General features: G+C 70.3%; 29 protein-coding genes. 18 read left to right on the top strand and 11 right to left on the bottom strand.

Annotated features, from left to right (window positions below; all coding sequences use genetic code 11):
• The first annotated feature begins 86 nt into the window (after positions 1 to 86).
• Positions 87 to 926 carry a SigB/SigF/SigG family RNA polymerase sigma factor gene (locus AB0I43_RS33085; RefSeq protein WP_356981377.1) on the top strand — a complete coding sequence of 280 codons (840 nt, stop codon included), beginning with the start codon at positions 87 to 89 and terminating at the stop codon, positions 924 to 926.
• Here AB0I43_RS33085 and AB0I43_RS33080 read toward each other — a convergent pair.
• Positions 923 to 1843, bottom strand: coding sequence for a sensor histidine kinase (locus tag AB0I43_RS33080; RefSeq protein ID WP_356981376.1), 921 nt, complete (start codon positions 1841 to 1843; stop codon positions 923 to 925). The genes AB0I43_RS33085 and AB0I43_RS33080 overlap by 4 nt on opposite strands.
• Before the next feature lie 150 nt (positions 1844 to 1993).
• Here AB0I43_RS33080 and AB0I43_RS33075 point away from each other — a divergent pair, with 150 nt between their 5' ends.
• Together AB0I43_RS33075 and AB0I43_RS33070 are read left to right on the top strand one after the other, a co-directional pair.
• Positions 1994 to 2485 (top strand): GNAT family N-acetyltransferase, encoded by a 492-nt coding sequence (locus AB0I43_RS33075; RefSeq protein WP_356981375.1) that lies wholly within the window; start codon positions 1994 to 1996, stop codon positions 2483 to 2485.
• A gap of 72 nt (positions 2486 to 2557) precedes the next feature.
• Entirely contained in the window at positions 2558 to 3679 is a 1122-nt protein-coding gene (locus AB0I43_RS33070) for a serine hydrolase domain-containing protein (RefSeq protein ID WP_356981374.1), read from the top strand.
• Here the strand turns inward: AB0I43_RS33070 and AB0I43_RS33065 are convergent.
• The gene (locus AB0I43_RS33065) at positions 3657 to 4685 is read right to left on the bottom strand and encodes a DUF5996 family protein (RefSeq protein ID WP_356981373.1); all 1029 of its coding nucleotides are present in this window, start codon (positions 4683 to 4685) and stop codon (positions 3657 to 3659) included. The two genes, AB0I43_RS33070 and AB0I43_RS33065, sit on opposite strands and share 23 nt — an antisense overlap.
• 112 nt (positions 4686 to 4797) lie before the next feature.
• Between AB0I43_RS33065 and AB0I43_RS33060 the strand changes: the two genes are divergently transcribed.
• Together AB0I43_RS33060 and AB0I43_RS33055 are read left to right on the top strand one after the other, a co-directional pair.
• On the top strand, positions 4798 to 5940 hold the full coding sequence (locus tag AB0I43_RS33060; RefSeq protein ID WP_356981372.1) for an LLM class flavin-dependent oxidoreductase: 1143 nt from the start codon (positions 4798 to 4800) through the stop codon (positions 5938 to 5940).
• The gene (locus AB0I43_RS33055) at positions 5937 to 6590 is read left to right on the top strand and encodes a CE1759 family FMN reductase (RefSeq protein WP_356981371.1); all 654 of its coding nucleotides are present in this window, start codon (positions 5937 to 5939) and stop codon (positions 6588 to 6590) included. Before AB0I43_RS33060 ends, AB0I43_RS33055 begins: the two co-directional genes overlap by 4 nt.
• 201 nt (positions 6591 to 6791) lie before the next feature.
• On the opposite strand, the gene AB0I43_RS33050 is transcribed toward AB0I43_RS33055, so the two are convergent.
• Positions 6792 to 7358 carry an XRE family transcriptional regulator gene (locus AB0I43_RS33050; RefSeq protein ID WP_356981370.1) on the bottom strand — a complete coding sequence of 189 codons (567 nt, stop codon included), beginning with the start codon at positions 7356 to 7358 and terminating at the stop codon, positions 6792 to 6794.
• Positions 7359 to 7446: 88 nt separating this feature from the next.
• On the opposite strand from AB0I43_RS33050, the gene AB0I43_RS33045 reads away from it, so the two are divergent.
• From AB0I43_RS33045 to AB0I43_RS33025, 5 genes are all read left to right on the top strand, one after another.
• Positions 7447 to 7914 (top strand): DinB family protein, encoded by a 468-nt coding sequence (locus AB0I43_RS33045; protein ID WP_356981369.1) that lies wholly within the window; start codon positions 7447 to 7449, stop codon positions 7912 to 7914.
• Positions 7915 to 7940: 26 nt separating this feature from the next.
• Positions 7941 to 8918 (top strand): alpha/beta hydrolase, encoded by a 978-nt coding sequence (locus AB0I43_RS33040; RefSeq protein WP_356981368.1) that lies wholly within the window; start codon positions 7941 to 7943, stop codon positions 8916 to 8918.
• A 34-nt stretch (positions 8919 to 8952) separates the two neighbouring features.
• Positions 8953 to 9606 carry a hypothetical protein gene (locus AB0I43_RS33035; protein ID WP_356981367.1) on the top strand — a complete coding sequence of 218 codons (654 nt, stop codon included), beginning with the start codon at positions 8953 to 8955 and terminating at the stop codon, positions 9604 to 9606.
• A gap of 1 nt (position 9607) precedes the next feature.
• Complete coding sequence (locus AB0I43_RS33030; protein WP_356981366.1) at positions 9608 to 9973, top strand: hypothetical protein; 366 nt, start codon at positions 9608 to 9610, stop codon at positions 9971 to 9973.
• A gap of 62 nt (positions 9974 to 10035) precedes the next feature.
• Complete coding sequence (locus tag AB0I43_RS33025) at positions 10036 to 10434, top strand: hypothetical protein (RefSeq protein ID WP_356981365.1); 399 nt, start codon at positions 10036 to 10038, stop codon at positions 10432 to 10434.
• 6 nt (positions 10435 to 10440) lie between these two features.
• Here AB0I43_RS33025 and AB0I43_RS33020 read toward each other — a convergent pair whose 3' ends face one another.
• Both AB0I43_RS33020 and AB0I43_RS33015 read right to left on the bottom strand, forming a co-directional pair.
• A complete protein-coding gene (locus tag AB0I43_RS33020) occupies positions 10441 to 11280 on the bottom strand; it encodes a DMT family transporter (protein ID WP_356981364.1) in 840 nt (279 codons plus the stop codon).
• A 113-nt stretch (positions 11281 to 11393) separates the two neighbouring features.
• Entirely contained in the window at positions 11394 to 11882 is a 489-nt protein-coding gene (locus tag AB0I43_RS33015) for a carbonic anhydrase (RefSeq protein ID WP_356981363.1), read from the bottom strand.
• Between the two features lie 163 nt (positions 11883 to 12045).
• Between AB0I43_RS33015 and AB0I43_RS33010 the strand changes: the two genes are divergently transcribed.
• On the top strand, positions 12046 to 12732 hold the full coding sequence (locus AB0I43_RS33010; RefSeq protein ID WP_356981362.1) for a GAP family protein: 687 nt from the start codon (positions 12046 to 12048) through the stop codon (positions 12730 to 12732).
• 6 nt (positions 12733 to 12738) lie between these two features.
• Here AB0I43_RS33010 and AB0I43_RS33005 read toward each other — a convergent pair whose 3' ends face one another.
• Together AB0I43_RS33005 and AB0I43_RS33000 are read right to left on the bottom strand one after the other, a co-directional pair.
• Positions 12739 to 13356 carry an SMI1/KNR4 family protein gene (locus tag AB0I43_RS33005; protein ID WP_356981361.1) on the bottom strand — a complete coding sequence of 206 codons (618 nt, stop codon included), beginning with the start codon at positions 13354 to 13356 and terminating at the stop codon, positions 12739 to 12741.
• A 54-nt stretch (positions 13357 to 13410) separates the two neighbouring features.
• Positions 13411 to 14064 carry a nitroreductase family protein gene (locus AB0I43_RS33000; RefSeq protein ID WP_356981360.1) on the bottom strand — a complete coding sequence of 218 codons (654 nt, stop codon included), beginning with the start codon at positions 14062 to 14064 and terminating at the stop codon, positions 13411 to 13413.
• 122 nt (positions 14065 to 14186) lie between these two features.
• Here AB0I43_RS33000 and AB0I43_RS32995 point away from each other — a divergent pair, with 122 nt between their 5' ends.
• The 3 genes from AB0I43_RS32995 to AB0I43_RS32985 all read left to right on the top strand — a co-directional run bounded on the left by AB0I43_RS32995 (position 14187) and on the right by AB0I43_RS32985 (position 17270).
• Complete coding sequence (locus AB0I43_RS32995; protein WP_356981359.1) at positions 14187 to 14654, top strand: MarR family winged helix-turn-helix transcriptional regulator; 468 nt, start codon at positions 14187 to 14189, stop codon at positions 14652 to 14654.
• A 28-nt stretch (positions 14655 to 14682) separates the two neighbouring features.
• The gene (locus AB0I43_RS32990) at positions 14683 to 16203 is read left to right on the top strand and encodes an aldehyde dehydrogenase (NADP(+)) (RefSeq protein WP_356981358.1); all 1521 of its coding nucleotides are present in this window, start codon (positions 14683 to 14685) and stop codon (positions 16201 to 16203) included.
• A gap of 320 nt (positions 16204 to 16523) precedes the next feature.
• Entirely contained in the window at positions 16524 to 17270 is a 747-nt protein-coding gene (locus AB0I43_RS32985; protein ID WP_356981357.1) for a class I SAM-dependent methyltransferase, read from the top strand.
• A 6-nt stretch (positions 17271 to 17276) separates the two neighbouring features.
• Here the strand turns inward: AB0I43_RS32985 and AB0I43_RS32980 are convergent, their stop codons facing one another.
• Positions 17277 to 18170, bottom strand: a complete 894-nt coding sequence (locus AB0I43_RS32980; protein WP_356981356.1) for an NADP-dependent oxidoreductase — start codon at positions 18168 to 18170, stop codon at positions 17277 to 17279.
• Between the two features lie 70 nt (positions 18171 to 18240).
• On the opposite strand from AB0I43_RS32980, the gene AB0I43_RS32975 reads away from it, so the two are divergent.
• Together AB0I43_RS32975 and AB0I43_RS32970 are read left to right on the top strand one after the other, a co-directional pair.
• Positions 18241 to 18849 carry a helix-turn-helix domain-containing protein gene (locus AB0I43_RS32975; protein ID WP_356981355.1) on the top strand — a complete coding sequence of 203 codons (609 nt, stop codon included), beginning with the start codon at positions 18241 to 18243 and terminating at the stop codon, positions 18847 to 18849.
• A 55-nt stretch (positions 18850 to 18904) separates the two neighbouring features.
• A complete protein-coding gene (locus tag AB0I43_RS32970) occupies positions 18905 to 19963 on the top strand; it encodes an FAD-dependent monooxygenase (protein ID WP_356981354.1) in 1059 nt (352 codons plus the stop codon).
• 27 nt (positions 19964 to 19990) lie between these two features.
• Here the strand turns inward: AB0I43_RS32970 and AB0I43_RS32965 are convergent, their stop codons facing one another.
• Complete coding sequence (locus tag AB0I43_RS32965) at positions 19991 to 20437, bottom strand: helix-turn-helix domain-containing protein (protein WP_356981353.1); 447 nt, start codon at positions 20435 to 20437, stop codon at positions 19991 to 19993.
• A 140-nt stretch (positions 20438 to 20577) separates the two neighbouring features.
• Between AB0I43_RS32965 and AB0I43_RS32960 the strand changes: the two genes are divergently transcribed.
• Positions 20578 to 21723 (top strand): MFS transporter, encoded by a 1146-nt coding sequence (locus AB0I43_RS32960; RefSeq protein ID WP_356981352.1) that lies wholly within the window; start codon positions 20578 to 20580, stop codon positions 21721 to 21723.
• Between the two features lie 30 nt (positions 21724 to 21753).
• Positions 21754 to 22602 (top strand): hypothetical protein, encoded by an 849-nt coding sequence (locus AB0I43_RS32955; protein ID WP_356981351.1) that lies wholly within the window; start codon positions 21754 to 21756, stop codon positions 22600 to 22602.
• A 41-nt stretch (positions 22603 to 22643) separates the two neighbouring features.
• Here the strand turns inward: AB0I43_RS32955 and AB0I43_RS32950 are convergent, their stop codons facing one another.
• Both AB0I43_RS32950 and AB0I43_RS32945 read right to left on the bottom strand, forming a co-directional pair.
• Positions 22644 to 23312: an HAD family hydrolase gene (locus AB0I43_RS32950; protein ID WP_356981350.1), complete on the bottom strand. Its 669-nt coding sequence runs from the start codon at positions 23310 to 23312 to the stop codon at positions 22644 to 22646.
• Positions 23313 to 23606: 294 nt separating this feature from the next.
• Complete coding sequence (locus AB0I43_RS32945) at positions 23607 to 23978, bottom strand: DUF4186 domain-containing protein (protein WP_356981349.1); 372 nt, start codon at positions 23976 to 23978, stop codon at positions 23607 to 23609.
• Positions 23979 to 23982: the final 4 nt, after the last annotated feature.

Genomic DNA, 23982 nt, shown 5'->3' with positions numbered 1-23982 from the left:
CCTAACTTCTTCTGTCCGACAGCGTTTGGGCCCCGCGGGCCCGGGTATCAGAACCGAGCCCGCACAGGTTGGAACGAGGAGTTCAGATGAGCAAGCCGGCAGCACGGACCGACGCCGGGTCGTCGCGTAGCAGCTACGACAACGTCGAGCCGTGGTTCGAGAAGCTGGCGGCCCTGGACGCCGACGACCCGCGCCGCGCCGCGCTGCGCGAGGAGATCGTGCACCGCTGCCTGCCGCTGGCGACCAATATCGCGCGCCGGTTCGCCAACCGCGGACAGGACATCGAGGATCTGACCCAGATCGCGCGCCTCGGCCTGGTACACGCGGTCGACCGCTTCGATGTCGGCCAGGGCGCGCCGTTCCTCTCCTTCGCCATCCCCACCATCATGGGCGAGGTGCGGCGCTACTTCCGCGACCACAGCTGGGCCGTGCGCGTGCCCCGGAACCTGCAGGAGATCCAGCAGCGACTGGGCCCGGCCACCGACACGCTCACCCACCGGCTGGGCCGGGTGCCCACCGCCCGCGAGCTCGCCGCCGAACTCGACGTCGAACTGACCGAGGTCACCCGCGCGCTCGTCGCCCGCAACGCCTACACCGCCGAATCGCTGGACTCCCAGCACCGCTCCGACGACGAGGGTTCCGCGCCCGCGCTGCGCGACAGCCTCGGCGCCGTCGAGCCGCTCTACGGCCTGCTCGAGGATTCGATCACCGTGCGCCCGCTGATCGCCGCGCTGCCCGAACGGGAACGCCGGGTGCTGATCATGCGGTTCTGGGAGAACAGGTCCCAGGCCGAGATCGGCCGCCTGATCGGCTGCTCGCAGATGCAGGTCTCGCGGATCCTGGCGAGCACGCTCGAGCAGCTGCGCGAGCAGGCTCTCGCGGAGAAGCCGCGGCGGCGTCCGGGGCGGCTGACCCTGGTCGCCTAGTTCCCGATATCGAGGTAGCAGCGGATCGTGGTGCCGGCGGCGCTGGTGTGCACGCGCACCAGATCGGCGATGTAGTGCACCAGCAGCAGGCCGCGCCCGCCCAGCTGCCCCGGCGCGGCCGGGCGGCGACCGGCCAGCGGGTCGGGCATCGTCCCGTGGTCGCGGACCTGGCACACCACCTGGCCCGCCTCGGCCCAGATCGCGAACGTGCCGCTGCCGCCGCCGTGCACGACGCTGTTGGCCGCGAGTTCCTCGACGGCCAGCTCCGCGTCCTGTAATCGGGAACCCGCCAGCCCCAGCCCGGCGGCCCGCTCGACCGCGAAGTGCCGGACCGCGCGCAGTTCGGGCGCGGCGAACGCGAAGGTGCGGGCCTGCGGCGGCGCGGTGAGCGGTTCGTTGTAGCGGTCCACGACGGCCTGCCAGTCGTAGTCCGCGCTGACCTCCCGCCGACCCGCATCCATGATGTCGGGGTGGGTGATTCGCGCGTCGGCGAGCACCCGCGGCGCCAGCCGGGACTGGTCGTAGGGGCACAGGATCGTCATCGCCCGGCCCGCGAAGGCGGCGTTGATCAGCGCTTCGTGCTGCGCGCACGCGGGATACTCCAGCGCGGTGCGGCCCGCCCAGATCGGCTCGCCGATGATGCGCACCCGCCGCCCCGGATGCGCGTCGGCGAACCCGTGCAGCACCTTGGCGATGATCCGCCCCGGATTGCGCCCGGCCTCGGTCATGTCCAGCAGCAGCACATCCGGCGCGTCCCGGCCCAGACCCGCCTCGATCAGCGCCAGATTCGGGCCCGGCACCGCGGCCGCCACGGGCTCACCGGCGGCCAGCCCGGCCCGCAGGAATCCGACCGTCTCGCGCACGTATTCGGCGGGGCCGCGATAGAACAGTGCGGGATGCTCGAACACCTCATCCATTGTCGGCACCCCCGTCGGGCAGGCCCGGGACCCGGGCGCAGGACGACGCTCCGAGCCGAGAGCCACAGCACTGAGAGCCTTTCGAGCGCCGAGTGTAACTCTGCACGCTGTGCACCTCGCACCCGGTCCACCTCGAGCGACCATGGTCGGATGGACCTCGCCGCCCTCCGGATCCAGCAACTGACCCCCGACGACTGGGCCCGCTTCCGCGCCATCCGCCTGCTCGCCCTGGCCGAAGCCCCCTACGCCTTCGCCGCCACCCTCGCCGAAGCACAGGCCCGCACCGAGCCGATGTGGCGCGAGTTGCTGTCGGGCCGCACGCAATTCCTGGCTCTGATCGAGGAGCGCGCCCTCGGCACGGTCGGCGCGGCCGTCGAGGGCACCGCGGCGCACGTGATGTCGATGTGGGTGACCCCGGAAGCGCGCGGCACCGGGGTCGCGGACCTGCTGGTCCGCGCCGTCCTCGACTGGGCCACCGGTACCGGTTGTGCGCTGGTGCGATTGGAGGTCTCGGACGGCAACGCCGCCGCTGAGCGCCTCTATCACCGGCACGGTTTCCGCCGCACCGGCGCCGCCGGTCCGATCTCGGCGACGGATCCGCGCCTGGAGTTCGGGATGGCGCTGTCGCTGCCGCGCGCGTAGCACTCCGGGTCGAGGCCCGTCCGATACCGCAGTCCGATGTGGTTGTGGAGCAACGGTTCCTAACGTCGGATCATGCGTAAACGAATTCTGGTCCCGTTCGGTGTCGCGGCGGCGCTGCTCGTCTCGGCGTGTGCGAGCAGTCCGGCCGCGCCCGCGCCCGCCGCAGCGCCCGCGCGGGCGGAGGCAGTGCGCGCGGATCTGGACGGGTTGATCCGGGCCGGGGCGGTCGGCGCGCTGGCCACCCTCAGCGAGAACGGCACCGACACGGTACTGGCGGCCGGGGTCGCCGACGCCGCCGCTGGTCGCGCGATGCCCGCGGACGTGCCGCAGTACGTGCGGGTCGGCAGCCTGACCAAGACCTTCACCGCGGCGCTCGTGCTGCAACTGGTCGACCAGGGCAGTATCGGCCTGGATCAGCCGGTCGAGACGTATCTGCCCGGCCTGCTGCGCGGCGACGGCGTGGACGGCCGCGCCATCACCGTCCGCCAGCTGCTCGGGCACCGCAGCGGACTGCCCGAACCGGCACTCTCCCCGGAGGTCGACGAGTACGAGGCGGCCCGCACCGGCCGCACGTTCACCCCCGCGCAGGAAATCGACCTGGTGCTGCGGTACCCCGCACAGTTCGCGCCGGGCGCCCGATTCCAGTACACCAACGCCAATTACCTCGTCGCGGGCATGCTGATCGAGGCGGTGACCGGCCACAGTTACGCCGAGGAACTGCGCACCCGGATCCTGACCCCGCTCGCCCTCACCCACACCTACCTGCCCGCCACCGGCGAGACGGGCCTGCGCGACCCGCACCCCAACGGCTACGAAACCGTCGACGGCGCGCCTGCCGACCGCACCCGCATCGAGCCCTCGCTGCCGTGGACCTCCGGCGCACTGGTCAGCACCGGCGCGGACCTGAACCGCTTCTACACCGCGTTGCTGGCCGGGCGGGTGGTGCCGCCCGCAATGCTCACCCAGATGCTCGACGGTGTCGACATGGGCAACGGCGACGGCATGTCCTACGGGCTCGGCGTCGGCTACACCGAACTGCCGTGCGGCCGGTACGTCGGCCATGTCGGCGGCGTGCGCGGCTTCACCGCCGTCTCCGGCGCGACCGCCGCGGGGCGCGCGGTCACCTTCTCCTTCACCGGCACACCCGCCGACGCCGACCTGGGCGGACTGCTCACCCGCGCCCTGTGTGGGTGACCGGCCACTCCGGCCAGCGCGGATCGTGTGCGCGCCGGACCGGGTCGGTGACCCCGCCCCAGCAGGTGAGGTCCCGGGCGGGCCAGCCGACCAGGTCCGCACCGGCGATGTAGGCGGACTGGAAGAACTCCAGCACCGAGCCGACGGGATCGGCGGTGGCGCGGGCCGCGTCGTAGGCGTAATAGGCGTTGTGCCCGCTGCCGGCCGCAATCCACTGCGCCCCGGCCGGTTTGAGCGGCTTGTCGCTCAGCCCCTTCGGTTCGGGCGCGGTGTAGGAGTAGAAGGTGGGTGCGCTGATGGTGTCGTCGCCGAACCAGAATCCCGCGGAGATGTCCTCGCGCGAATATGCCTCCCTGGTCACCGGGTCGACGCTGCCGTCCATCTCGATGTGCCGGTTCGAGAATCGCTGCACCGCGACGTCGAAGGTGTGCCAGAACAGCTGCACCGGGCTGATCTGCCCGGAGAAGGTGGCGCTGAACTCCTCCAGCACCCGCCCGACCTGACTCTGCACCCGGAAGGCGTGCTGCACGAGATCCGGTGTGTAGTCGGCGTGTTCGGTGTCCTCGGCGAACGGCCGGTGCTGATCGGGCAGATCGTAGGGGTGCGGCTTGGCCAGGCTGACCTCGATGCCCAGATCGTGCAGCGCGGCCAGCGACGCGGTGAAGAACGTGGCGACCGACTGCCCGACCAGGGGCACCACGGCCTGGTCGCCGCGGTCGGTGGCGATGCGCAACTCGTGGTCGAAGAAGTCGAAGGCGCAGGTGAAGACCGGGCCGCTGCGGGCCGAGCCGAGCGGGACCGTCGTCCAGCCCCGGGCGGTCAGCCGATAGGTCATATGCCACCAGTGGTTGCGCCGAATCCCCTTGGCCAGCGCCACTTTCCCGATGACCTGGGCGAATCGGTGCAGTGTCTCCTTGGTGGGCCGCCAGGATTCCAGCGGGATGGCGGGCAGCGCTTCGGCGTAGCGATCGCCGCCTGCCGGGTGGTGTGCTGAAGTGCTCGTCATAGCCGTTCCCTCCGTCGGAGATCCCGTCCAGTGCCCGAGTCAAGTGTGCCAGAAATTTGCCGTACGCTGGATCGAGCGGCTCGTCCCCGCGAACCAGGTAGGAGGAGGGAAGATGCAGTTCGGAGTCTTCTCGATCGGCGATGTCACCCCCGATCCGACCACCGGCGCCGGTCCCACCGAAGCCGAGCGCATCCAGGCCATGGTCGCCATCGCGCTCAAGGCCGAAGAGGTCGGGCTGGACGTCTTCGCCACCGGCGAGCACCACAATCCGCCGTTCGTGCCGTCCTCGCCCACCACCATGCTGGGCTACATCGCCGCCAAGACCGACGACCTGGTGCTGTCCACCGCGACCACGCTGATCACGACCAACGATCCGGTGAAGATCGCCGAGGATTTCGCCATGCTCCAGCACCTGGCGCAGGGCCGGGTCGATCTGATGCTGGGCCGGGGCAACACCGGCCCGGTCTATCCCTGGTTCGGCAAGGACATCCGCGACGGCATCCCGCTGGCCATCGAGAACTACCACCTGCTGCGTAAGCTCTGGCGCGAGCCGGTCGTCAACTGGCAGGGCAAGTTTCGCACGCCGTTGCAGAACTACACGTCCACCCCCGCGCCGCTCGAAGACACGCCGCCGTTCGTATGGCACGGATCGATCCGCTCCCCCGAGATCGCCGAGCAGGCCGCCTATTACGGCGACGGCTTCTTCCACAACAACATCTTCTGGAACAAGGAGCACACCCAGCAGATGGTGCGGCTGTACCGGGAACGCTTCGAGTACTACGGGCACGGTCCGGCCGAGCAGGCCATCGTCGGCCTCGGCGGGCAGGTGTTCATGGCCGACACCGAGGCCACGGCCAAGGAGTTCTTCCGGCCCTACTTCGACAACGCCCCGGTCTACGGGCACGGCCCGTCGCTGGAGGAGTTCACCGAGCTGACACCGCTCACCGTCGGCACGCCGGAGCAGGTGATCGAGCGGACCCTGGGCTTCGCCGACTACGTCGGTGACTATCAGCGCCAGCTGTTCCTGATGGATCACGCGGGCCTGCCGCTGAGTGTGGTGCTGGAACAGATCGAGATCCTGGGCCGCGAGGTGGTCCCGGTGCTGCGCAAGGAATTCGAGGCACGCCGCCCGGCCGGGGTGCCCAGCGATCCGCCCACCCACGCCACCATGGTCGAGCAGGGCCCGCAGGCCCGCTTCCATCAGGTGGAGCCGGGCCGCGCGGCGGCCATGGCGAAACTCGAGGACGAACAGTGACCCGGCAGGTCGTGATCCTGACCGCGGGCCTGTCCCAGCCGTCTTCGACCCGGCTGCTGGCCGATCAACTGGGCGCCGCGGTCAGCGCGGCGGTGTCCGCCCGCGGCGAATCGGTGGAGCTCACCGTCGTCGAATTGCGGGAACTGGCGGTGGAATTGGCGACCATGCTGACCACCGGTGGTCTGCCGACCGCCGGTGTCGCGGCGGTCCGGGAGCAGGTGTCGGCCGCCGACGGCGTCATCGCGGTGACGCCCGTGCTGGCCGCGAGCTACAGCGGCCTGTTCAAGATGTTCTTCGACGTGCTCGACCCGGACGCGCTCAACGGCATGCCGGTGCTGCTCGGGGCCACCGCCGGCACCGCCCGGCATTCGCTGATGCTGGATCACGCGATGCGCCCGCTGTTCGTCTACCTGCGCGCCACCGTAGCCACCACGGGCGTGTTCTGCGCGAACGAGGATCTGAACGCACCCGGCACGGTCGACCGGGTCGGCCGCGCGGCCGCGGAGTTCGCCGCGCTGATCGTCGCCGAGGACGCCGGTGTCCGCGGCTTCCTCTCCGACGACGGCCACCGCCCACGCCGCTCCGGGAACACGCTGGGCCGGTCCGCGCCGTTCACCGAACTGCTCGCCGGACACGACGGCGCAGGCTGAGCGCAGGGCTGCGCTGCAATCCAAACAGGATCAGCAGCGCTACTGCATCGCCGGCTGAGTTCGGTGCACGCGCGTGCGCAGGCCCTGCGAGCCGAACAGGATCAGCAGCTCGACCGGGCGGCCGGTTGCGCGCAGTGCACGTCCGTGAGCAGCCCTGCAATGCAAACAAGATCAGCAGCTCTGCTGCGCTGCCGGCTGCGCTCAGTGCACGTGCGTGCGCAGGCCCTGCAATCCAAATAAAATAAGCAGCTCTACTGCGCTGCCGTCTGCGCTGCCCAGCCAGTGTGGCAGCGCAGTGTCGAATTCCGCGGCCTCGCCCGGGGGCAGGATCAGATCGCGCGTGCCCACCACGAGCCGCAACCGTCCGTTGAGCACGTATACCCATTCCGAGCCCTCGTGTGTCTTCAATGCCGGCTCCTGCGGCGCGTCGCACGCGGGGATGATCATCTTGAACGCGTGCACGCCGCCCGGCCGCCGCGACAGCGGGATGAACACCATGCCGTGCCGCTCGATCGGCTTCAGGTGAATCCGGGGGTCGCCGGTGCGGGGCGCGCCGACCAGGTCGTCCAGCGGGACGCCGTAGGTCCGCGACAGCGGCAGCAGTAGTTCCAGGGTGGCCCGGCGCTGCCCGCTCTCCAGCCGCGACAGCGTGCTCTCCGAGACGCCGGTGGTCGCGGCCAGATCGGCCAGGGTGAACCCGCGCTCACGGCGCAGGGCCCGCAGGCGCGGGCCGACGGTGTCGAGCACGTCGTCTGTTTCGGGATCCATCCCTCGATCTTGCCGGAACCGCAAGATCGCGTGCCATCCGGTGATCGCTCCGGCGACACTCGGGTCACCCCGACCGAAGGAGACCGCCATGGCCCGCCGCGACAACCCGCCCCCGCGCACCGGCAACAGCGAGGCCGAAGTCCTGCGCGGCTTTCTCGGCTACCTGCGCACTGCGATCGCCACGAAGGTGGCCGGCGCGCCCGAACCGCAGGTCCGCACCGCGGGCGTGCCGTCGGGCACGCACCTGCTCGGCCTGCTCGCGCACCTGGAAGCCGTGGAACGCGCGCTGTTCCTCGGGGAGCGAATCACCAACTGGAAAGCCACCTTCCGCGTCGCGGCCACCGAGTCGCGCGCCGAGGTGGTCGCCCGCTACTGGCGAACGGTGCGCGCGGCCGACGAAATCCTGGACGGCTGCACCGATCTCGCCGCACCACTGCCGGACCGCAGCGAACCCAGCGTCCGCTGGGCGCTCACCCACATGATCGAGGAGACCGGGCGGCACGCGGGCCACGCGGACATCCTCCGAGAACTGATCGACGGCCGCACCGGCCGCTGAACCCCGCTCGCACAAAGGAATATCCGATGAACCGTCTGTTCCGCGCCGCCGCCGTAGCGGTCGCGCTCGCCCTCACCGCCTGCGCACCCACCACCGCCGAGAGCGCGCCCTACGCCGCCGCGACCCGGGCCGACCCCGCGTTCGAGCGGACCTTCGAGCACCAGTTCGCCGACGTCGACGGCGTGCGCATGCACTATGTGAAAGGTGGCTCCGGCTCGCCGGTGGTGCTGATCCACGGGTGGCCGCAAACCTGGTACGGCTGGTGGCCGATCATGCCCGAACTCGCCGAACACCACACCGTCTACGCCATCGACCTGCCCGGCCTCGGCGACAGCACCGGCGTGCCCAGCGGCTACGACAAGGCCACGCTCGCGCGCTACGTGCACACCCTGATCGCCGAGCGCCTCGGCATCCGCGACGCCCGCGTCGTCGGCCACGATTTCGGCGCGGCCGTGGCCTTCCAGTACGCCGCCCAATTTCCCCAGGACACCGCCCGTCTCGGCTACCTCGATCTGCCGCTGCCCGGCCCGGCCGTCGACGCGGCGACCTATCGCGGTATGAGCTGGCACATCGCGTTCCACACCCAGCGCCGGGTGCCGGAGACCGTGGTCGGCGACGACGTCCGCGAATACCTGGACCTGTTCTATCCGCAGGTCGCCTTCGAGGGCAGCGCCTTCGGCGGCACCGCGGACCGGTCACCGTTCAGCGCCGCCGACGTCGACGAGTTCGCCCGCACCTATCGGCGGCCCGAGGCGCTCGCGGGCGGGTTCGAGCTGTACCGCGCGCTCGAGCAGGACGTGCGCGACGCCACCGCGGCGGCGCCCACCCAGGTCCCGACCCTGCTCCTGACCGCGCAGGGGCAGCTCGACGCCGTCCGCGCGACCGCCGCGCCGCGGATGACCAATATCGTGCGGGCCGTCGATGTTCCGCGCGCCGGGCACTGGCTGGTGGAGGAGAACCCCGGATTCGTCACCGCCGAACTGGAACGGTTCCTCGACGGCTAGCGCCATTCGACTTGTGAGCGTTTAGGATTCGGGCATGCACCCTCGGAGGTGGCTGCGAGCCGCACTGTGCCTGGTCGTGCTCGCGGCCGGCGGGTGTTTCGGCGCGGTGGACCGGGCCGATTTCGAACAGGAACTCCGGACCCGCGGCAGCGGACTGGACAACCGGCTCGCCACCTCGGCGCTCGCCGCGGTGCGCGAACGTCTCGGCGTCGGCGATTTCCAGGCCTCGGTCATCGTGCTCACCGCGCCGGACACCACCCAGTTCCGGCTGGTGCTGCCGAACCAGCCGGTGCAGGTATCCCGATTTCTCACCGCGCGACCCGATCTCACCGCCCGCACCGCGGCGGTGCGCCTGCGGGTGCGGCACGCCGACGGGTCCCGCACGCTCGACGACTACTCCTTCATGCTCGGCGCGCTCAGCGCGCCCGAGGCGGTCCGGGTCTCGGCATTCGACGACCTGGACGCCGAGGGTTTCGCGGTGAGCGAGGTGCCGGGGCTCGCGCGCCTGGAGGAGCTGGTCGACACCGCCGTCGCCCGCAGCGGACTCACGACCGGCGAGGTGCCGGTGGTCGTGGTGAGCCGTTTCGGCGCCGAGATCCGCATGGTCGCCAACGTGGTCTCGCAGCGCACCGACATGGTGGCCGAATTCGACCGCCACGGCGCCTTTCTCGGCATCCGGCAGGTCTGACATGACGCATTCGTTGCGTGCCGCACTGGCGACCGGCGTGGGAGTCGGCGTATTCAGCACTGTCGTGCCGGTGGCGATCTGGCCCGGCGAAGCGAAACTCACCGCCCCGCTGTTCTGCGCGTCGCCCTACGACGAGCCCATGGTGGTGTCGGACACCTTCCACGACTCCGAGGGCACCTCCACCAACTACACGCTCTACTGCGTGACCGAGCGCGGCGCGGTCACCGACGCGGGCTTCGTGCTCCCGATGCTCGTGTTGCTGAGCGCCCACATCCTGATCATCGCCACCGTCGCCTATGTCGCCGGGTGGTGGGCCCGGCGGCCGCGCGAACCTCGCGACGCCCCGGAAATCGGCGTAGAGCTCTGACCCGGGCGGCCGCACTGGCCTAGGATCGAGGTGCGGACCTGCTCGAACGGAAGCTGTGCCCCATGGTCAAATCGCTGCTCCTCACCGCCGCCGGTTACCTGCTGATCATCGGCCTGGCGCTGCTGATCGTCCCGGCCCGATTCGGCGTCGACGCCGTCCCCGAGGACGCCTCCACCGAACTCATCGCCCTGCTGCGCCTGCTCGGCGGCCCCTTCCTCGGCATCGCGGCCCTGAACTGGTTGTGCCGCAATGCCGAACCGTCCCCCGTCCGCGACGCGGTGCTGCTGGCCAACCTGATCGGCTTCGGCGTCGTCGCCGCCAACGACGTCGTCGGCGTCGCCACCGGTGACGCGCGCGACCTCGCCCGCCTCTTCCTCGTCGTGCACCTGGCCTTCACCTTCGCGTTCCTCTATGCCTATCTGCGCACCCGCTCGACCGGGCGTTCGGTGCGCTCCGACTGAAAGCATTCAGCCCGCCGCGATCGCGAGCACCCCGGCGATCGCGGCTCCGACGCCGAGCTGCTGCGGGCGGGCAAGCCTCTCCCGCAAGAAGATTCGGGCCAGCGCCATGGTGACCAGGGTGTGCAGGGCGCCGAGCACGGCGACGATGCCGACCATGCCCAGCGTCGAGGCGGTCGCGTAGAGGGCGTCGGCGGTCACGATCAGCACGCCGATTACGACGATCGACGGAATATCCTTGGCCGCCACCGTGACTCGGTGCCGCAGCGCGAGCACGACGCCGCCGATGACCGCCACCGCGGTGAGCCGGGCGGTGAGCAGCGCCCATCCGACGCTGCCGCTGCTCGCGGTATCCATGGCCAGGAAGAACGTGCCGAAGCCGACCGCGGCGAGCAAACCGAACCCGACGCTCGGCAGCACCCGCCCGCCGGCACCGCCGCGATCGGATTGATAGGACGCGATCACCAGCCCCCCGAGCGCGATGGCCAGACCCGCCGATTGGATCGCCCCCGGCACCTCACCGGCCAGCAGCCCCGCCAGCAACGGCACCGCCGGCGCGGTCGAGGCGACCGCCGCCACGATGCTGATACTGCCGACCGCGAGGCCGCGGTACAGCGCGGCGACCGCCGCCGTTTCGGCCAGGCCCGCGAGCGCAGCGTAACCCAGCGCACCCGGGCCGGGCAGGCCGCCGCCGCGAACCAGCGCGAAACCCGCCACCAGGACCAGCGCGGTGGTCTGCGAGATCAGCAACACCGTGAGCAACGGTGCCCTGCGGCTGGCCCGGCCACCGAGAAAATCCGAGGTACCCCAGCCCAGTGCGGCTCCGAGGGCGAGCGCGATCGCGATCATGACGCAGTGTTCCTTCTCGAGTTCGTTACAAGTAACGATTACCGTAGCCGGAGATTCGTTACATGTAAACAAAATACCGAGAAGGCACCGCCCACGAACGTGGGCGGTGCTGACTAACCGACCTCGTTGAGCTTCCCGGTGGCGACATCGAAGACGAATCCACGCAGCGAGGTGGTCGCGGTGATGAAGGGACTCGCCTCGATCCGCCGGATCGATTGCCGCACATCGTCGTCCAGGTCCGGGAACGCCTCCGCCGACCAGGTCGGCTTGATCCCGACCTCCTCCTGAATAGCCCGTTTGAAATCGTCGTCGGTGAACGTCAGCATGCCGCAGTCGGTGTGATGGATGAGAATGATCTCGGTCGTGCCCAGCAGCCGCTGACTGATCGCCAGCGACCGGATCTCGTCCTCGGTGACCACACCCCCGGCATTCCGGATCACGTGCGCCTCCCCCTCCCGCAACCCGAGAATGCGATACACATCCAGCCGGGCATCCATGCACGCCACCACGGCCACCTGCCTACTCGGCGGCAACGGCAGCGGCCCACTGAACTGCGCCGCGTACGCCGCATTGTTGACGAGAAAATCATCGGTTGCGCTCATGCTCGTGTCCTAGCGTCGACGGATTGAGGACATGCGAATCTCCGCATCCGACGCTCTCCCACCCACCCCCACCCCGCGAGGGATGCACGCACCGTGAAGTTAACCCTTGCCCGCCTCGGGCTCGACGAGAGCGGTCCGGGCCGCGGGTAGGGTCGGGGGTGGCATGTTGATCTTCTTACTGGCGCTCGCGGGGTTCGCGTTTCTGGATTCGCTGGATGCCTTGCTGGTGGGGGTGACTGCCGCGGTGATCTATGACAGTCGTCTGGGGCGGCGGTCGCCGGTGCCGGGGGCGCTGAGTTTGATGGGCGGGGTTTTTGCCGTCACCACTGTTTTCGGGCTCTGCACGGTGCTGGGGATAGGGTTTCTCACCGATCTCGTCGATATCGAGATCACGCCTGCGATGCGGTATCGGGCGACGCTGGTGGCGGGCGTGGCGCTGGTGGCGCTCGGCGCGGTCCGGTTCTCCGGGAACGCGAGCGTCGCGGTGCCCGGGTGGGCGATGGCGGCGCGGCGGCGGCCGCTGCTGCTCGGGCTGGCCGGCGTGGCGATCGGGTTGGGGCAAGCGCCGACGGCGGTGCCCTATCTGGCCGGATTGACCATGCTGGCCGCGCGCGATCCCCGGCCCGCGCTGTGGCCGCTGATCATCGTCGCGTACTGCCTGATCGCGCTGCTCCCGCCGGCGCTGGTGCTGTTCACCGCGACCCGGCGATCACCTCGCGCGCGGCGAATCCATCGCGTCCTGATGCGATTCCTGCGCCGCTTCGGACCCGGCTCGGTCCGAATCCTGCTGGCGATCCTGGGCATCGCGCTGATCGTCGACGCGCTCCGGCATTACTCGGCGCTGTGGTGAGCGCGGTCATCGCTCCCAGGCGAGCAGGATCTGCCCGGACAATTCACTCTCGCGCACGGTCGGCCACTCGTCACGGAACGCGCTTCTCGTATTGAGCGCGTTGGCGACCCGGCGGACGAAGGCGGCGAGACTGGTCCCCCACAGCGTGCCCTCGGTGGTTCCCGAGCCGATCCCGATCTCGTAGACATGGCCGTAGGCCGGCCCGGGCCGATGATCGATGATGAGCGCGCCGCCCGCGACGGAGTGAGCGATGGTCGCCCACTGGTGCATGTGACCGTATAGCTCGTCCTCCTGCCACAGCTCCGGCGTCAGCACTCGCCGCATGATGTCGACGGAGCTGTGGTGGGCCGCGATGATCCCGTCGGCGTCGATCAGCTGGTAACCCCCGGGCAGGAACGCGCCGGTGCGTTCGAGCCGATCCCCGTATCTGGTGTTCGCGGCGCCGTTGTTGCGCCGCAGCAGTGCCCGCAGTTCGGGATGCAGCGGGCAGCCGAATTCGGTTTCCAGGCGGTCGATCTCCGCGCTCGCGGCCGGTGGCCGCAACGCGGCCCGCGCCGCGGGCGAGTAGTAGGACAGCAGGGTGAGAAGGCGATCCCACTCATGATCGAAAGTGCCGAGAGTCACGGTGTGACCATAAGCGTTCGGCGCGCACGGGCCGATTTTCCGGCCCCGGCCCCCTCACGCCGTCCGCCAGTCGTCCCAGTGCAGCACGCGATCGCGGGAGATACGTTGGGCGGGGCGGAAATCGGTGCCGACGGTGTAGGCGAGCGGAATGAGCGCGGCCAGCATGACCTGGTCATAGGGCACATGCAGCAGCTGGGCCAGCTCGCGCTCGAGCGGCGCCTGCGCCGTGGTCCAGACGGTGCCCAGGCCGCGGGCGCGCGCGGCGAGCATGAAGCTCCAGGCGGCGGGCAGGATGGAACCCCAGGTCCCGGCCTGGTCGGTCACGGACGCACGATCGGTGCGCCCCTCGACTGCGGGAATGACGATGGCCGGCACCTGGTGGATGTGCCGGTAGAGGTACTCCACCCCCTCGGCGATCCGCGGCCAGGAACCGTGCGCGTTCATCCTGCGCATGTCCTCGGCCGTCAGCGGCGTGCCCTGGGCCAGATGCAGTGCCCTGCGGTAGATGTCGGCGACGGCCGCGCGCCGCGCCTTGTCGGTGACGATCAGAAAGTGCCAGCGCTGCCGGTTGCGGCCGGTGGGCGCCTGCATCGCGAGATCCACGCATTCCTCGATCAGCCGCCGGGGCACCGGCCGGGTGAGATCGAGACGTTTGCGCACGGCCCGCGTGGTGGACAGGACCTCGTCGGCGGACAGGTTGAGCGACATCCGACCACTCCTCGAATCATCTGTTCCCAGAATATCTTTGACACTACGATCCGAAACGGTATGGCCGACAACAGTCAGCTGTCAAACGATCTGTCAGCAGACTATTGTGCTAACTTACGGATATGCCCAGGACCGACCCGACCGCCTCCTACCTCCCCCGGCTCGCCGTGGAACGCCCGGATATCGCGCTGTGCCGAGCGTCCGCGGGCATAGCCCGCGCCGCCGAACAGGCCACCGCCGACACCGGCCTGGGCGTCGGCCAGCACCTGGTCCTGAAGATGCTCGCGAGCGTCGGCCCCTGCTCGCAGCAGACGCTGAGCGCCGAGCTGCGCATCGACCGCAGCGTCATGGTCGGCATCGCCGACGACCTGGAGGACGCCGGCCTGGTGCGTCGCGACCGCGATCCCGCCGATCGCCGCGCCTACGCGGTCACCATCACCGCAACCGGCCGCCGCGCACTCGCCGAGGCGGAGAAGACCGTCCCGGCATTCCTGGACAGCGCCTTCGCCGCACTCACCCACACCGAGCGCGACCAGCTCACCACCTTGCTGGGCAAGCTGCTGTTCGCCGACCGAGGCCGCCCGCAGTAAGTTCGGTAGTCGATGAGGAGGGTGCGCGATGAGTAGTGCGGTGTGGAGCGTGGACGCGCGAACCGGCGACCGCCGGGACCGGGTGGCGATCGAAGCGGACGCGAGCGCGGTCGACGCGGCGGTGCGCGCGGCAGACGCCACCCTGTCCGCGCTCGCGGACCGCACGCGGCGGGCGCTGTTCCTGCGCACCGCGGCCGACGAATTGGACGCCCACACCACCACCCTCGCCGCCCTCGCCGACGCCGAAACAGCTCTCGGCCTCCCCCGCCTGCATGGCGAGATCGCCCGCACCAGTGCGCAATTGCGCGCGTTCGCCGAGGTCGTGACCCGGGGTGAATACCTCGACATCATCATCGATCACGCCGACCCGGAAGCCACTCCGCCGCGACCTGATCTGCGCCGCTTCAAGATTCCGCTGGGCGTGGTCGCCGTCTACTCCGCCTCCAACTTTCCCTTCGCCTTCTCGGTGGCCGGTGGCGACACCGCCAGCGCGCTCGCGGCCGGTTGCCCCGTGGTCGTCAAGGCGCACCCCGACCACCCGGCGACCTCCGAGGCCGTCTGCACGGTCCTGCGCTCGGCGGCCGAAAGATGCGCTATCCCAGCCGATGTCGTGCAGGTCGTGCACGGCTTCGACGCCGGGCTGGAGCTCGTTCGTCATCCGCTGATCGCGGCGGCCGGTTTCACCGGCTCGATCCGCGGGGGTCGCGCCCTGTTCGACGCGGCCGCGGCGCGCCCGGTCCCGATCCCCTTCCACGGCGAACTGGGCTCCCTGAATCCGGTGGTGGTCACCGGTGCCGCCGCGACCGAGCGGGCGGAGCGCCTCGGAACCGAGCTGGCCGGTTCGGTCACGCTGGGCACCGGCCAGTTCTGCGTCAAACCCGGTCTCGTCTTCGTGCCGTCCGGACCCGACGGCGACCACCTGCTGACGGCCTTGGCCAAGGCACTGACCGAAACCGCGCCGGGCACGATGCTGGACGAGCGCATGCGCGCGAATTTCGTCCGGGGCGTAGCCGAACGGGCGGCCCTGCCCGAGGTCGCGGCCCTCGTCACCCCGCCGGCCACCGGCCGCACCGCGCCCGCCGCGCTGCTCACCACCACGACGACGGCCCTCGCCACCGGCGCACAGGACCTGCTGCTCGAGGAATGCTTCGGGCCGGTCACCGTCGCGGTCCGCTATCCCGACTTCGAGGCCGTCGCGGCCGTGCTGACCCGGCTGAGCGGAAACCTCACCGCCACAATTCAACTCGCGGACGAGGATCTCGGTGATCCGGGCACGTCCGCACTACTCGACCGGCTGCGCGCTCTGGCCGGTCGGCTGGTGATCAATCAGTGGCCGACCGGCGTCGCGGTCGCCGGTGCCCAGCACCACGGCGGGCCCTACCCGGCCACCACCTCGACGTCTACTTCGGTCGGCGCGACAGCCATCGAACGCTGGCTGCGGCCTGTCGTCTATCAGAACACCCCGGATCCGCTGCTGCCGCCCGAGCTGCGCGCCGGCAATCCCACGGGGTTGCCCAGGCGCGTCGACGGCCGCTCCACCACCAGCTGAGGCTCGGCGGCGGACCGCCCTAGCAGGTTCCGTCGTAGCTCGCGCATTTCCCACCAGTAGCCGGCGGCCACGACCGCGTGGCAGCCGATGACTCCCATCGCCAGCACCGATATTCCGACCAACACGACGACGGTCACCGCCACGATTCCCTTCCTCTGCCGAGCCCATCCGCCCACTGCGGATCGCAAAGCAGCGCATACCCGCTCCCGCGCTCCTCGAACAGCTCACACCACTCCAATGTTGTGATCCCGGTCACTTATCGAGCGTTGCAGTGGCGATGGCTCTGAAAAACGAGTGGCAGCAGGAGCCGTCCGTCGGGAATGCTGACCGCCGTGGTCAGCAGCGATGTATGGGACGACGCGCAAGCGGCACGCTACGACCAGGATTCGGCATTCATGTTCGCACCCGACGTGCTCGATCCGGCAGTGCGATTCCTCGCGAACGCGGCCGTCGGCGGCCGGGTGCTCGAGTTCGCGATCGGCACCGGCCGCGTCGCGATCCCCTTGCTGGAGCGGGGCCTGGACGTGAGCGGAATCGAACTCTCCGCGCCGATGGCCGATCGACTCCACCGCAAACGCCCCGATCTTCCGGTCGTCGTCGGCGATATGACCTCGACCCGGGTCCCCGGCGAATTCTCCCTGGTGTACCTGGTGTGGAACAGCATCGGCAATCTGCGAACCCAAGCCGAGCAGGTCGAGTGCTTCCGCAATGCCGCGCGACATCTCGCACCCGGCGGACGGTTCGTTCTCGAACTGAATGTTCCCGGCATTCGGCGGTTCCCGCCGGGGCAGGTGGCCGTGCCGTTCCACGTGGGAAACCGGCACGCCGGTTTCGACACCTTCGACATGAGCACCCAGCAGGGCACATCGCATCACTACCTCCGGCACCCCGACGGCTCGGTGACCTACGGCGCCAGCAACTTCCGCTACATCTGGCCCGCCGAATGCGACCTGATGGCGCGATTGGCGGAAATGGAGCCGGAATCGCGCCATGCCGATTGGCGGGGTGCGCCCTTCACTAATGACAGCGAAAGCCACGTGTCGGTGTGGCGCAAACCGGATCGGTAGGCGTGCTCAGACGACGATGACGCGCCGGCCGCGGGTGTGGCCGGCCCGGCTGTCGCGATGCGCCGCCGCGGCGTCGGCGAGCGGGTAGGACCGCTCGACCGGAATGTGCAGCTTGCCGCGGGCGATCAAGTCGACGGCGGCGGCGAGAGCGTCCGGCACGCTGCCCGCGACACCGGAGAATCGGACGCCGAATTCGGGTGCGGTGAGGTCGGCGATGGAGACGACGCGCCCCGGATCGCCGGTGAGAGCGACGAGTTCGCCGAGCACGCCGGCGCCCGCCAGGTCCAGGGCCGCGTCGACCCGGCCGAGGCCGCGCACCCGCTCGACCCAGCCGTCGCCGTAGGTCGTGGCCAGCGCGCCCAGGCCGCGCAGATAGTCCTGGTTCGCGGACCCGGCCGTGCCGATCACGGTGATGCCGCGATCGCGCGCGATCTGGAGCACGGCCGAGCCGACTCCCCCGGCCGCACCGCTGACCAGCAGCGTCTCGCCCGGCCGCACCCCCACCTGGTCGAGGATCCGGATGGCGGTCTCCACGACCGAGGGATACCCGGCGGCCTCCTCGAACGACAGTCCGTCGGGCATGCGCGCCCAGGCCGACAGCACCGCGAATTCCGCGTAGGTGTCGGCACCTTCGCCGAACACCGCGTCGCCGACCGCCACCCCGGTGACGCCCGGCCCCACCTCGTCCACCACGCCCGCCGCGTCCAGCCCGACCCCGGACGGCAACGTGATCGGATGAGCGCCCAGCACCTGCCCTTCCCGAATCCGCCAGTCCACCGGATTCACGCCCGCCGCCCGCACGGCGACACGCACCTGCCCTGGCCCGGCGTGCGGCTCCTCCGTGTCGATCAACCGCAGAACCTCCGGACCGCCGAACTCACTGAATCTCACGCTCTTCATGCCGACGACGCTAACACTAACGGTTAGTGTTTTGAAACAGCTATGGTTTTGTACCTGCTAGTGTTCCGGCATGACCTCGCCGCCCGGCCGCCGCGAACGCAAGAAGGCCGCGACCCGCCAGAAGATCGCGGACACCGCACTGCGCCTGTTCCTCGAACGCGGCTACGAGGCCGTGGGCATCCGCGAGGTGGCCGCCGAGGCGGATGTCGCCGTCACCACGCTGTTCGCGCATTTCCCGTCGAAGGAAGCCCTGATCTTCGAGCGGGACGCCGATTTCGAGCAGCGCCTCACCCGCGCCGTCACCGACCGCGCGGCGGGCGAGCCGCTGATTCCCGCGTTGCGCCACGAGGTCCACGCGATCATGCGGCACTGCGCCTCCAGCGAGGCCGCGCCGATCTGGCACATGGTCTGCGAGTCGCACGCGCTGCGCCAGTACGAGGAGTCGATGCGGCTGCGGCACGCGGAATCACTGGCCGCGGCGATCGCCGCCCAGCCCGGCAGCACGCGGACCGCGACCAGCTGCCGGGCGCTGGCACGCTTCGTGGTCGACGCCTACTCGCTGGCGCGCGACGCCGCCGATCCGGCGGCCGCCGTGGACGAGATCTTCCGAATGATCCAGGCGGCGTGGGACAGTGCGCCGATCGTGCCCGATTCGCCTCCCGCACACGACCGGACGTGATCAACTGGGAATCGACATCCCGGCGTAGTGTGAGCACAACCCAGGAGGATCGATCGTGGCGACCATCATCCTCGGCGGCGGCATCGCCGGCACGGCACTGGCGGCGGCGCTGGCCCACGGCGGCACGAAAGTCACCCTGTACGAACAGCAACGAGCCGGCAGCTCCGGCGGGGCGTTCCTGTTCCTCGACGATCGCGGCCACGCCGCGTTGACCGGATTGGGCGTTGACCTGTCCGCCCTGCACGCGGCCTCGCACCCGCTCCTCGGCCTGGACTACGCCAACAGCGTCGGCGTGCACTCCGCGCGGATGGACCGCGGCCACCGATTCTGGTTGCGCGCCAACCTGATCGACGTACTCCGCGAGTCCCTGGCCACCTCCGGGGCGGACGCGCACTTCGGCGTCCCGATCTCGGGCATCGACCTCGCCGCGCACACGCTGCACCGACCATCAGGCCCCGCCGTCGCGTTCGGCGACGAGCTGGTCGTCGCGGCGGACGGCATCGACTCGATGGTGCGCACCGCGCTCGAACCCGCCCGCACCCCCGTCTATTCAGGCGACGTCGTCCTCTACGGCATGACCACCGAACCGCTCACACTGCCCACACCCGCCGCGGTTCTGCACTTCTACGACGAGATCACTCCGGCGGGCAAGGGCGCGACGTTCGGCCACGTCTGGGACGGAAACACTCCGGCCCTGTGGTTCCTGCGTATCCCCCGCGCTCCGCTGCCCGTCGACGATCTGGGCTCGCGCCCCGTCGCGGAGTGGTCCGCGGAGGTCCTCGCCGCGACTCCGTCCAACTCCGGGCTCATGGAAACCCTGCTCGCGCATACCGATTCGGTGCACGTCTCCAACGCACGCACGGTCCCGCTGGACGGCGCCGCCGTACCGAGCGAGCCGGTCCTGCTGGTCGGCGACGCCGACCACGCCATCACCCCCGCCGCGGGCGTCGGAGCCCGCGACGCCCTCGAGGACGTCCACGCGGTGTATCTCGCCCTGCGCGGCAGCGATTCGCCCGCCGCGGCCATGGCGCAGCGCCGAGCCGGGATCCGCGCCGACCGCGAACGCGCCCAGCGCCTCATCCGGCAGAGCACAGGCAGGCCCGCCGCTACCTGACCGGCTGGTGCCGGAACGCCGGTGCGATCACCCCTCGTCGACTCGACGCACCCGCGTCGTCGCCGCCGTCACCGGCGTGCCGTCGAGGTCGACCGGGCGCAGCGGAGCCAGCGGCCGGTCGTCACGGTCGACCAGCGTCGAGTGCGGTTCACCCTCGGCGAAGGCGTGGCGTTCACCCCACTGCCGCAGGCTGACGACGAGCCCGAACAGGTCCTGCCCGGCGGTGGTGAGTTCGTAGCGCTGCCGCTTGCCGCCCGGCACGGTGCCGGTGGCGAGGATGCCGTGTTCGACAAGTTTGCGGAGCCGGTCGGCCAGGATGTTCTTGGCGATCCCGAGGCGCTGCTGGAACTCGGTGAACGCCGTCGCGCCGTCCATGGCGTCGCGCACGATCAGCAGACTCCAGCGATCCCCCACGAGATCGGCGGCGCGCGCTACGGGGCAGGGCGGGTCGGTCCACGGCTGCGTCGGGGTCATGCGCCTCCCGTCATCGGTTGCAATTCGAAACCATTATGCCCTACGGTCAAATTGGTTTCAATTTGCTACTAATTTCGGGAGGCGCAGTGGGGACCGGAGTGTCACGGTCACAGCGATTGGTGCTGGCAACGGTGTGTGCGGTGGCGGTGTCGGCCGTCTACGCGATCCAGCCCGTCCTGGAATCCGCGGGCGCGGAACTCGGGCTGCCGTCCGAGTCGATCGGCCTGCTCGTCGCCGCGGGGCAGATCGGGTACTTCGCCGGGCTGGTGCTGCTGGTGCCGCTCGCCGATATCGTCGACCGCCGCCGGCTGATCACCGCGCACCTCGTGCTCACCGCGTTCGGGGCGACGATCGCGGCCGTCGCCCCGAACGCCGCGCTCGCCCTGGCCGGTCTCGCGATCGTGGGCCTGTTCGCGGTCGTGGTGCAGGTGACCGTCGCCTACGTCGCGACCCGGTCCGCCCCGGGCGAGCGCGGCCGCGACATCGGCGCGGTCACCTCCGGCGTGGTGCTGGGCATCCTCGGCGTCCGCGTGCTCGCGGGCCTGCTGGGCGACGCAGCCGGGTGGCGCGCGGTGTACGCGGTACTGGCGGTGCTGTGCCTGGTCCTCGCGGCCACCGTGCGCCGCACCCTGGTTCCGGACTCGCGCCGTCCCGGCGTCCGCTACCGCCAGGTGCTCGCCTCGATGCGCGAGCTGCTGTTCACCGATCGCCTGTTCCGGAACCGGGGCCTGCTCACGTTCTTCGCCTTCGCCTCCTTCGGTTCGCTCTGGAGCGGCCTTGCGCTGCCACTCGGCGCCGCGCCCTGGAACTTCGGGGCCACGGCGATCGGCCTGTTCGGGTTGGCGGGCCTGGCCGGAGCGCTGGGCGCGGCCCGCGCCGGACGCTGGGCCGATTCCGGTCACGCACAGGCGATCACCGGTACCGCGCTCGCTCTGCTCACCGTCTCGTGGCTGCTCATCGCCCGCACCGAGGCGACGCTGTGGCCGCTCGTGCTCGGCATCGTGCTCCTCGACTTCGCCGTGCAGGCCGTGCACGTGAGCAGTCAGCACCTGCTGACCCAGGCGCATCCGGACCGCGCGGGTAGCGTCATCGGCGCCTACATGGCTTTCTATTCGCTCGGATCGGCCCTCGGCGCCGTCACGACCACGTGGGCGTACAGCACCTGGGGCTGGTCCGGATCCTGCTGGACGGGGGCGGCCTACTCCGTTGCCGCACTGGCACTTTGGACGCTGTCGCAGCGTGTGCCGGCGCACCGGCGCGCGAACGCCGACTGCGCCGCCGGTTGACATCGGCCGGTGCTGCGACACGATGGCACGATGACCCGCACCACCGGCGCGCCACCGTTCGATGTGCCCGATCTCGTACCCGGCATGGCGGCGCACGCGCGGTGGACCGTTCGGCTCCATCCCCGCCTGGGCATTCCCCGGGTGCGCGACAGCCATGTCGGCGGCCCGCTGCTGTGGCCGGTGGCCCAGGAGTGGCCGTGCTGCGAATCCCCGTACTGCGACACAGCTTTCGGCACCCCGCTCACTCCGCTGGCACAGTTGCGGGCGGCGGATTTCCCGGAGATCACCTTCCCGGAGGGCACTGATCTCGTGCAGTTCCTGTGGTGCACCGGCGATCACGGCGCCGACACCGTGCAGGTCCGCTGGCGGGCCGCCGCCGAGGTGAAGCGGGTGCGGCCGTTCCCGCTCGCCGCCGAATTCGAGGACGCGCAGGAGGAATACTTTCCGCTGCCGTGCGTGCTGCATCCGGAGCGCGTGCTGGAATACCCTTGGCACCAAGAGCTTCCGGAAGAACTGCGGCGCGCCCTGCGCGCGTGGCAACCCGGCCCCGAGTTGTACCCGCCGCACTACGCCGAGGTGGCGACCGCTCCCGGGTTCAAGGTCGGCGGCAGCATGAACTGGTCCGGCACCGACATGCCGTCCGATTTCGCGTGTGCGGTCTGCTCCGCGCCGCCGTTCCTGCTGCTCCAGCTCGACAGCCGCGAGTTCACCGCCGATTCACGCTGGCAACCGCTCGAGGAACGGCACCTGAGTCCCGGCACCTACAAATACATTTCGGCCGCACAACCCACCGGGTTGCAGGTCGGCCGGAGCAGCCACGCCGGTGTGTTCGTGTGTTCGGCACAGCCCGAGCACTTGGTGGAGTACATCCGGCAGTGAGCCCCCTCTCCCTGCTGGGCGGCCTGCGCGAATCCGCTTGATCAGAGCAGCTCGGCGATCGGGGTCCGCTCCACCGTGCGCAGCAGATCCGCGACATCGTCGCAGACGTGGGCCGCGCCCTCGTCCAGCAGTTCGGCCCGCGAGATGCCCCCGCTGAGCACCCCGATCGTCGGCACGCCGACCCGTGCGCTGGCACGCACATCCCACACCGTGTCGCCGACGAACACCGCCCGCTCCGGCGGCACGCCCGCCCGATCCAGCGCGACGCGCACGATGCTCGGATCGGGCTTGGCGGTCTCGACATCCGCCCCACCGGTCACCGCGTACAGCACCGACTCGCTGTCGAGCAGCTTGCGCAGGCGCTCCAGTTCGTCGTCGGGCGCGGAGGTCGCCAGCACCACCCGCAGACCGCGCCCGTGCAGGTCGGCCAGGATTTCGCGGGCACCCGGCAGCAGGGTCAGCTCCTCGGCGCTGTCGAGGTAGTAGCGCGAGTGCAATTCATCGGCGCGCTCGGCGGCGGCCTCGTCGAGATCGCCCGCCAGCGTCCGGATCAGCTCGTCGCCGTCCATGCCGATTGCCCGGTGGATCCGCCAGGTCGGCACGATCGCGCCCGCCTCCCGAAAGGCCCGATGCCAGGCCCGGGCATGCAGATAGTTGGAATCGGCGAGCGTGCCGTCGATATCGAACAGCACCGCTGCGGGATCGGCCACGACAACCTCCTCTATCGGGAATTCACCTCGCAACGGGCTACCCCGTTCACGCGACTCGAATCGCTGCGGACCGGTGCTGGCCGGCAGTTGGGTGAACCGTTCGCGTGACTCGAACCACCGCCGACGCCGCAGCGCTCTGCGGACCGGTATCGGCGAGCAGTTCGGGTAGCCATTCGCGCAAATCGAATCGGTATCGACTTTGCGGCCATTGTCGGCGTGGCAGCGCGGCAGGCACCGCCCGCCCGGTCGGCGGCCCCGCGCTGAACATCGCCATGACGAGTACCAGTCTGCCGATTACTGCGGTGGTGCGCCCGGGGCGTACTCGCCTTCGATCCATCGGCAGATCGCCTCGACGACGTACTCGCGCTCGGTGGTGTCCAGCGCGTGGCCGGCCGGGATCTCGTGCCAGCGCGCCAAGCAGGTGCGGCAGCAGGTCGCGGTCGCGTGCTGGGCGACGAAGACGGGGTGACCGCGGTAGGGCGTCTGGCGGCCGTCGTTGCGGGGTTCGGCAGGGGCCAGGCGGCGGTCGACGAACTCGGCGGCGTGCTTGCGGACGGCGCCGATGCCACGCAGGTCGACGATCGCGCGGTCCCGGCCGCGCAGGTGGAACTTCGCGCGGAAGTGGTGCTGCCCGATGCGGGCCAGCCGGGCGTCGAGCACGTCCATCGCC

Source organism: Nocardia sp. NPDC050435, assembly GCF_040655395.1.
GTDB lineage: Bacteria > Actinomycetota > Actinomycetes > Mycobacteriales > Mycobacteriaceae > Nocardia.
Note: the sequence above shows the minus strand (reverse complement) of the source record. Positions and strands in the feature narration are given on the sequence as shown.

Bases quoted from the DNA above. Each gene is read 5' to 3' on its own strand.
- AB0I43_RS33040 (WP_356981368.1), top strand. From the start codon at position 7,941: ATGAACCGTCTGTTCCGCGCCGCCGCCGTAGCGGTCGCGCTCGCCCTC.
- AB0I43_RS33010 (WP_356981362.1), top strand. From the start codon at position 12,046: ATGTTGATCTTCTTACTGGCGCTCGCGGGGTTCGCGTTTCTGGATTCG.
- AB0I43_RS33085 (WP_356981377.1), top strand. From the start codon at position 87: ATGAGCAAGCCGGCAGCACGGACCGACGCCGGGTCGTCGCGTAGCAGC.
- AB0I43_RS33060 (WP_356981372.1), top strand. From the start codon at position 4,798: ATGCAGTTCGGAGTCTTCTCGATCGGCGATGTCACCCCCGATCCGACC.
- AB0I43_RS33035 (WP_356981367.1), top strand. From the start codon at position 8,953: ATGCACCCTCGGAGGTGGCTGCGAGCCGCACTGTGCCTGGTCGTGCTC.
- AB0I43_RS33080 (WP_356981376.1), bottom strand. From the start codon at position 1,843: ATGGATGAGGTGTTCGAGCATCCCGCACTGTTCTATCGCGGCCCCGCC.
- AB0I43_RS32965 (WP_356981353.1), bottom strand. From the start codon at position 20,437: ATGACCCCGACGCAGCCGTGGACCGACCCGCCCTGCCCCGTAGCGCGC.
- AB0I43_RS33000 (WP_356981360.1), bottom strand. From the start codon at position 14,064: ATGTCGCTCAACCTGTCCGCCGACGAGGTCCTGTCCACCACGCGGGCC.
- AB0I43_RS33065 (WP_356981373.1), bottom strand. From the start codon at position 4,685: ATGACGAGCACTTCAGCACACCACCCGGCAGGCGGCGATCGCTACGCC.
- AB0I43_RS33045 (WP_356981369.1), top strand. From the start codon at position 7,447: ATGGCCCGCCGCGACAACCCGCCCCCGCGCACCGGCAACAGCGAGGCC.
- AB0I43_RS33075 (WP_356981375.1), top strand. From the start codon at position 1,994: ATGGACCTCGCCGCCCTCCGGATCCAGCAACTGACCCCCGACGACTGG.
- AB0I43_RS32975 (WP_356981355.1), top strand. From the start codon at position 18,241: ATGACCTCGCCGCCCGGCCGCCGCGAACGCAAGAAGGCCGCGACCCGC.
- AB0I43_RS32985 (WP_356981357.1), top strand. From the start codon at position 16,524: ATGCTGACCGCCGTGGTCAGCAGCGATGTATGGGACGACGCGCAAGCG.
- AB0I43_RS33070 (WP_356981374.1), top strand. From the start codon at position 2,558: ATGCGTAAACGAATTCTGGTCCCGTTCGGTGTCGCGGCGGCGCTGCTC.
- AB0I43_RS33050 (WP_356981370.1), bottom strand. From the start codon at position 7,358: ATGGATCCCGAAACAGACGACGTGCTCGACACCGTCGGCCCGCGCCTG.
- AB0I43_RS32980 (WP_356981356.1), bottom strand. From the start codon at position 18,170: ATGAAGAGCGTGAGATTCAGTGAGTTCGGCGGTCCGGAGGTTCTGCGG.
- AB0I43_RS32990 (WP_356981358.1), top strand. From the start codon at position 14,683: ATGAGTAGTGCGGTGTGGAGCGTGGACGCGCGAACCGGCGACCGCCGG.
- AB0I43_RS33025 (WP_356981365.1), top strand. From the start codon at position 10,036: ATGGTCAAATCGCTGCTCCTCACCGCCGCCGGTTACCTGCTGATCATC.
- AB0I43_RS32995 (WP_356981359.1), top strand. From the start codon at position 14,187: ATGCCCAGGACCGACCCGACCGCCTCCTACCTCCCCCGGCTCGCCGTG.
- AB0I43_RS32945 (WP_356981349.1), bottom strand. From the start codon at position 23,978: ATGGACGTGCTCGACGCCCGGCTGGCCCGCATCGGGCAGCACCACTTC.
- AB0I43_RS33015 (WP_356981363.1), bottom strand. From the start codon at position 11,882: ATGAGCGCAACCGATGATTTTCTCGTCAACAATGCGGCGTACGCGGCG.
- AB0I43_RS32955 (WP_356981351.1), top strand. From the start codon at position 21,754: ATGACCCGCACCACCGGCGCGCCACCGTTCGATGTGCCCGATCTCGTA.
- AB0I43_RS33020 (WP_356981364.1), bottom strand. From the start codon at position 11,280: ATGATCGCGATCGCGCTCGCCCTCGGAGCCGCACTGGGCTGGGGTACC.
- AB0I43_RS33030 (WP_356981366.1), top strand. From the start codon at position 9,608: ATGACGCATTCGTTGCGTGCCGCACTGGCGACCGGCGTGGGAGTCGGC.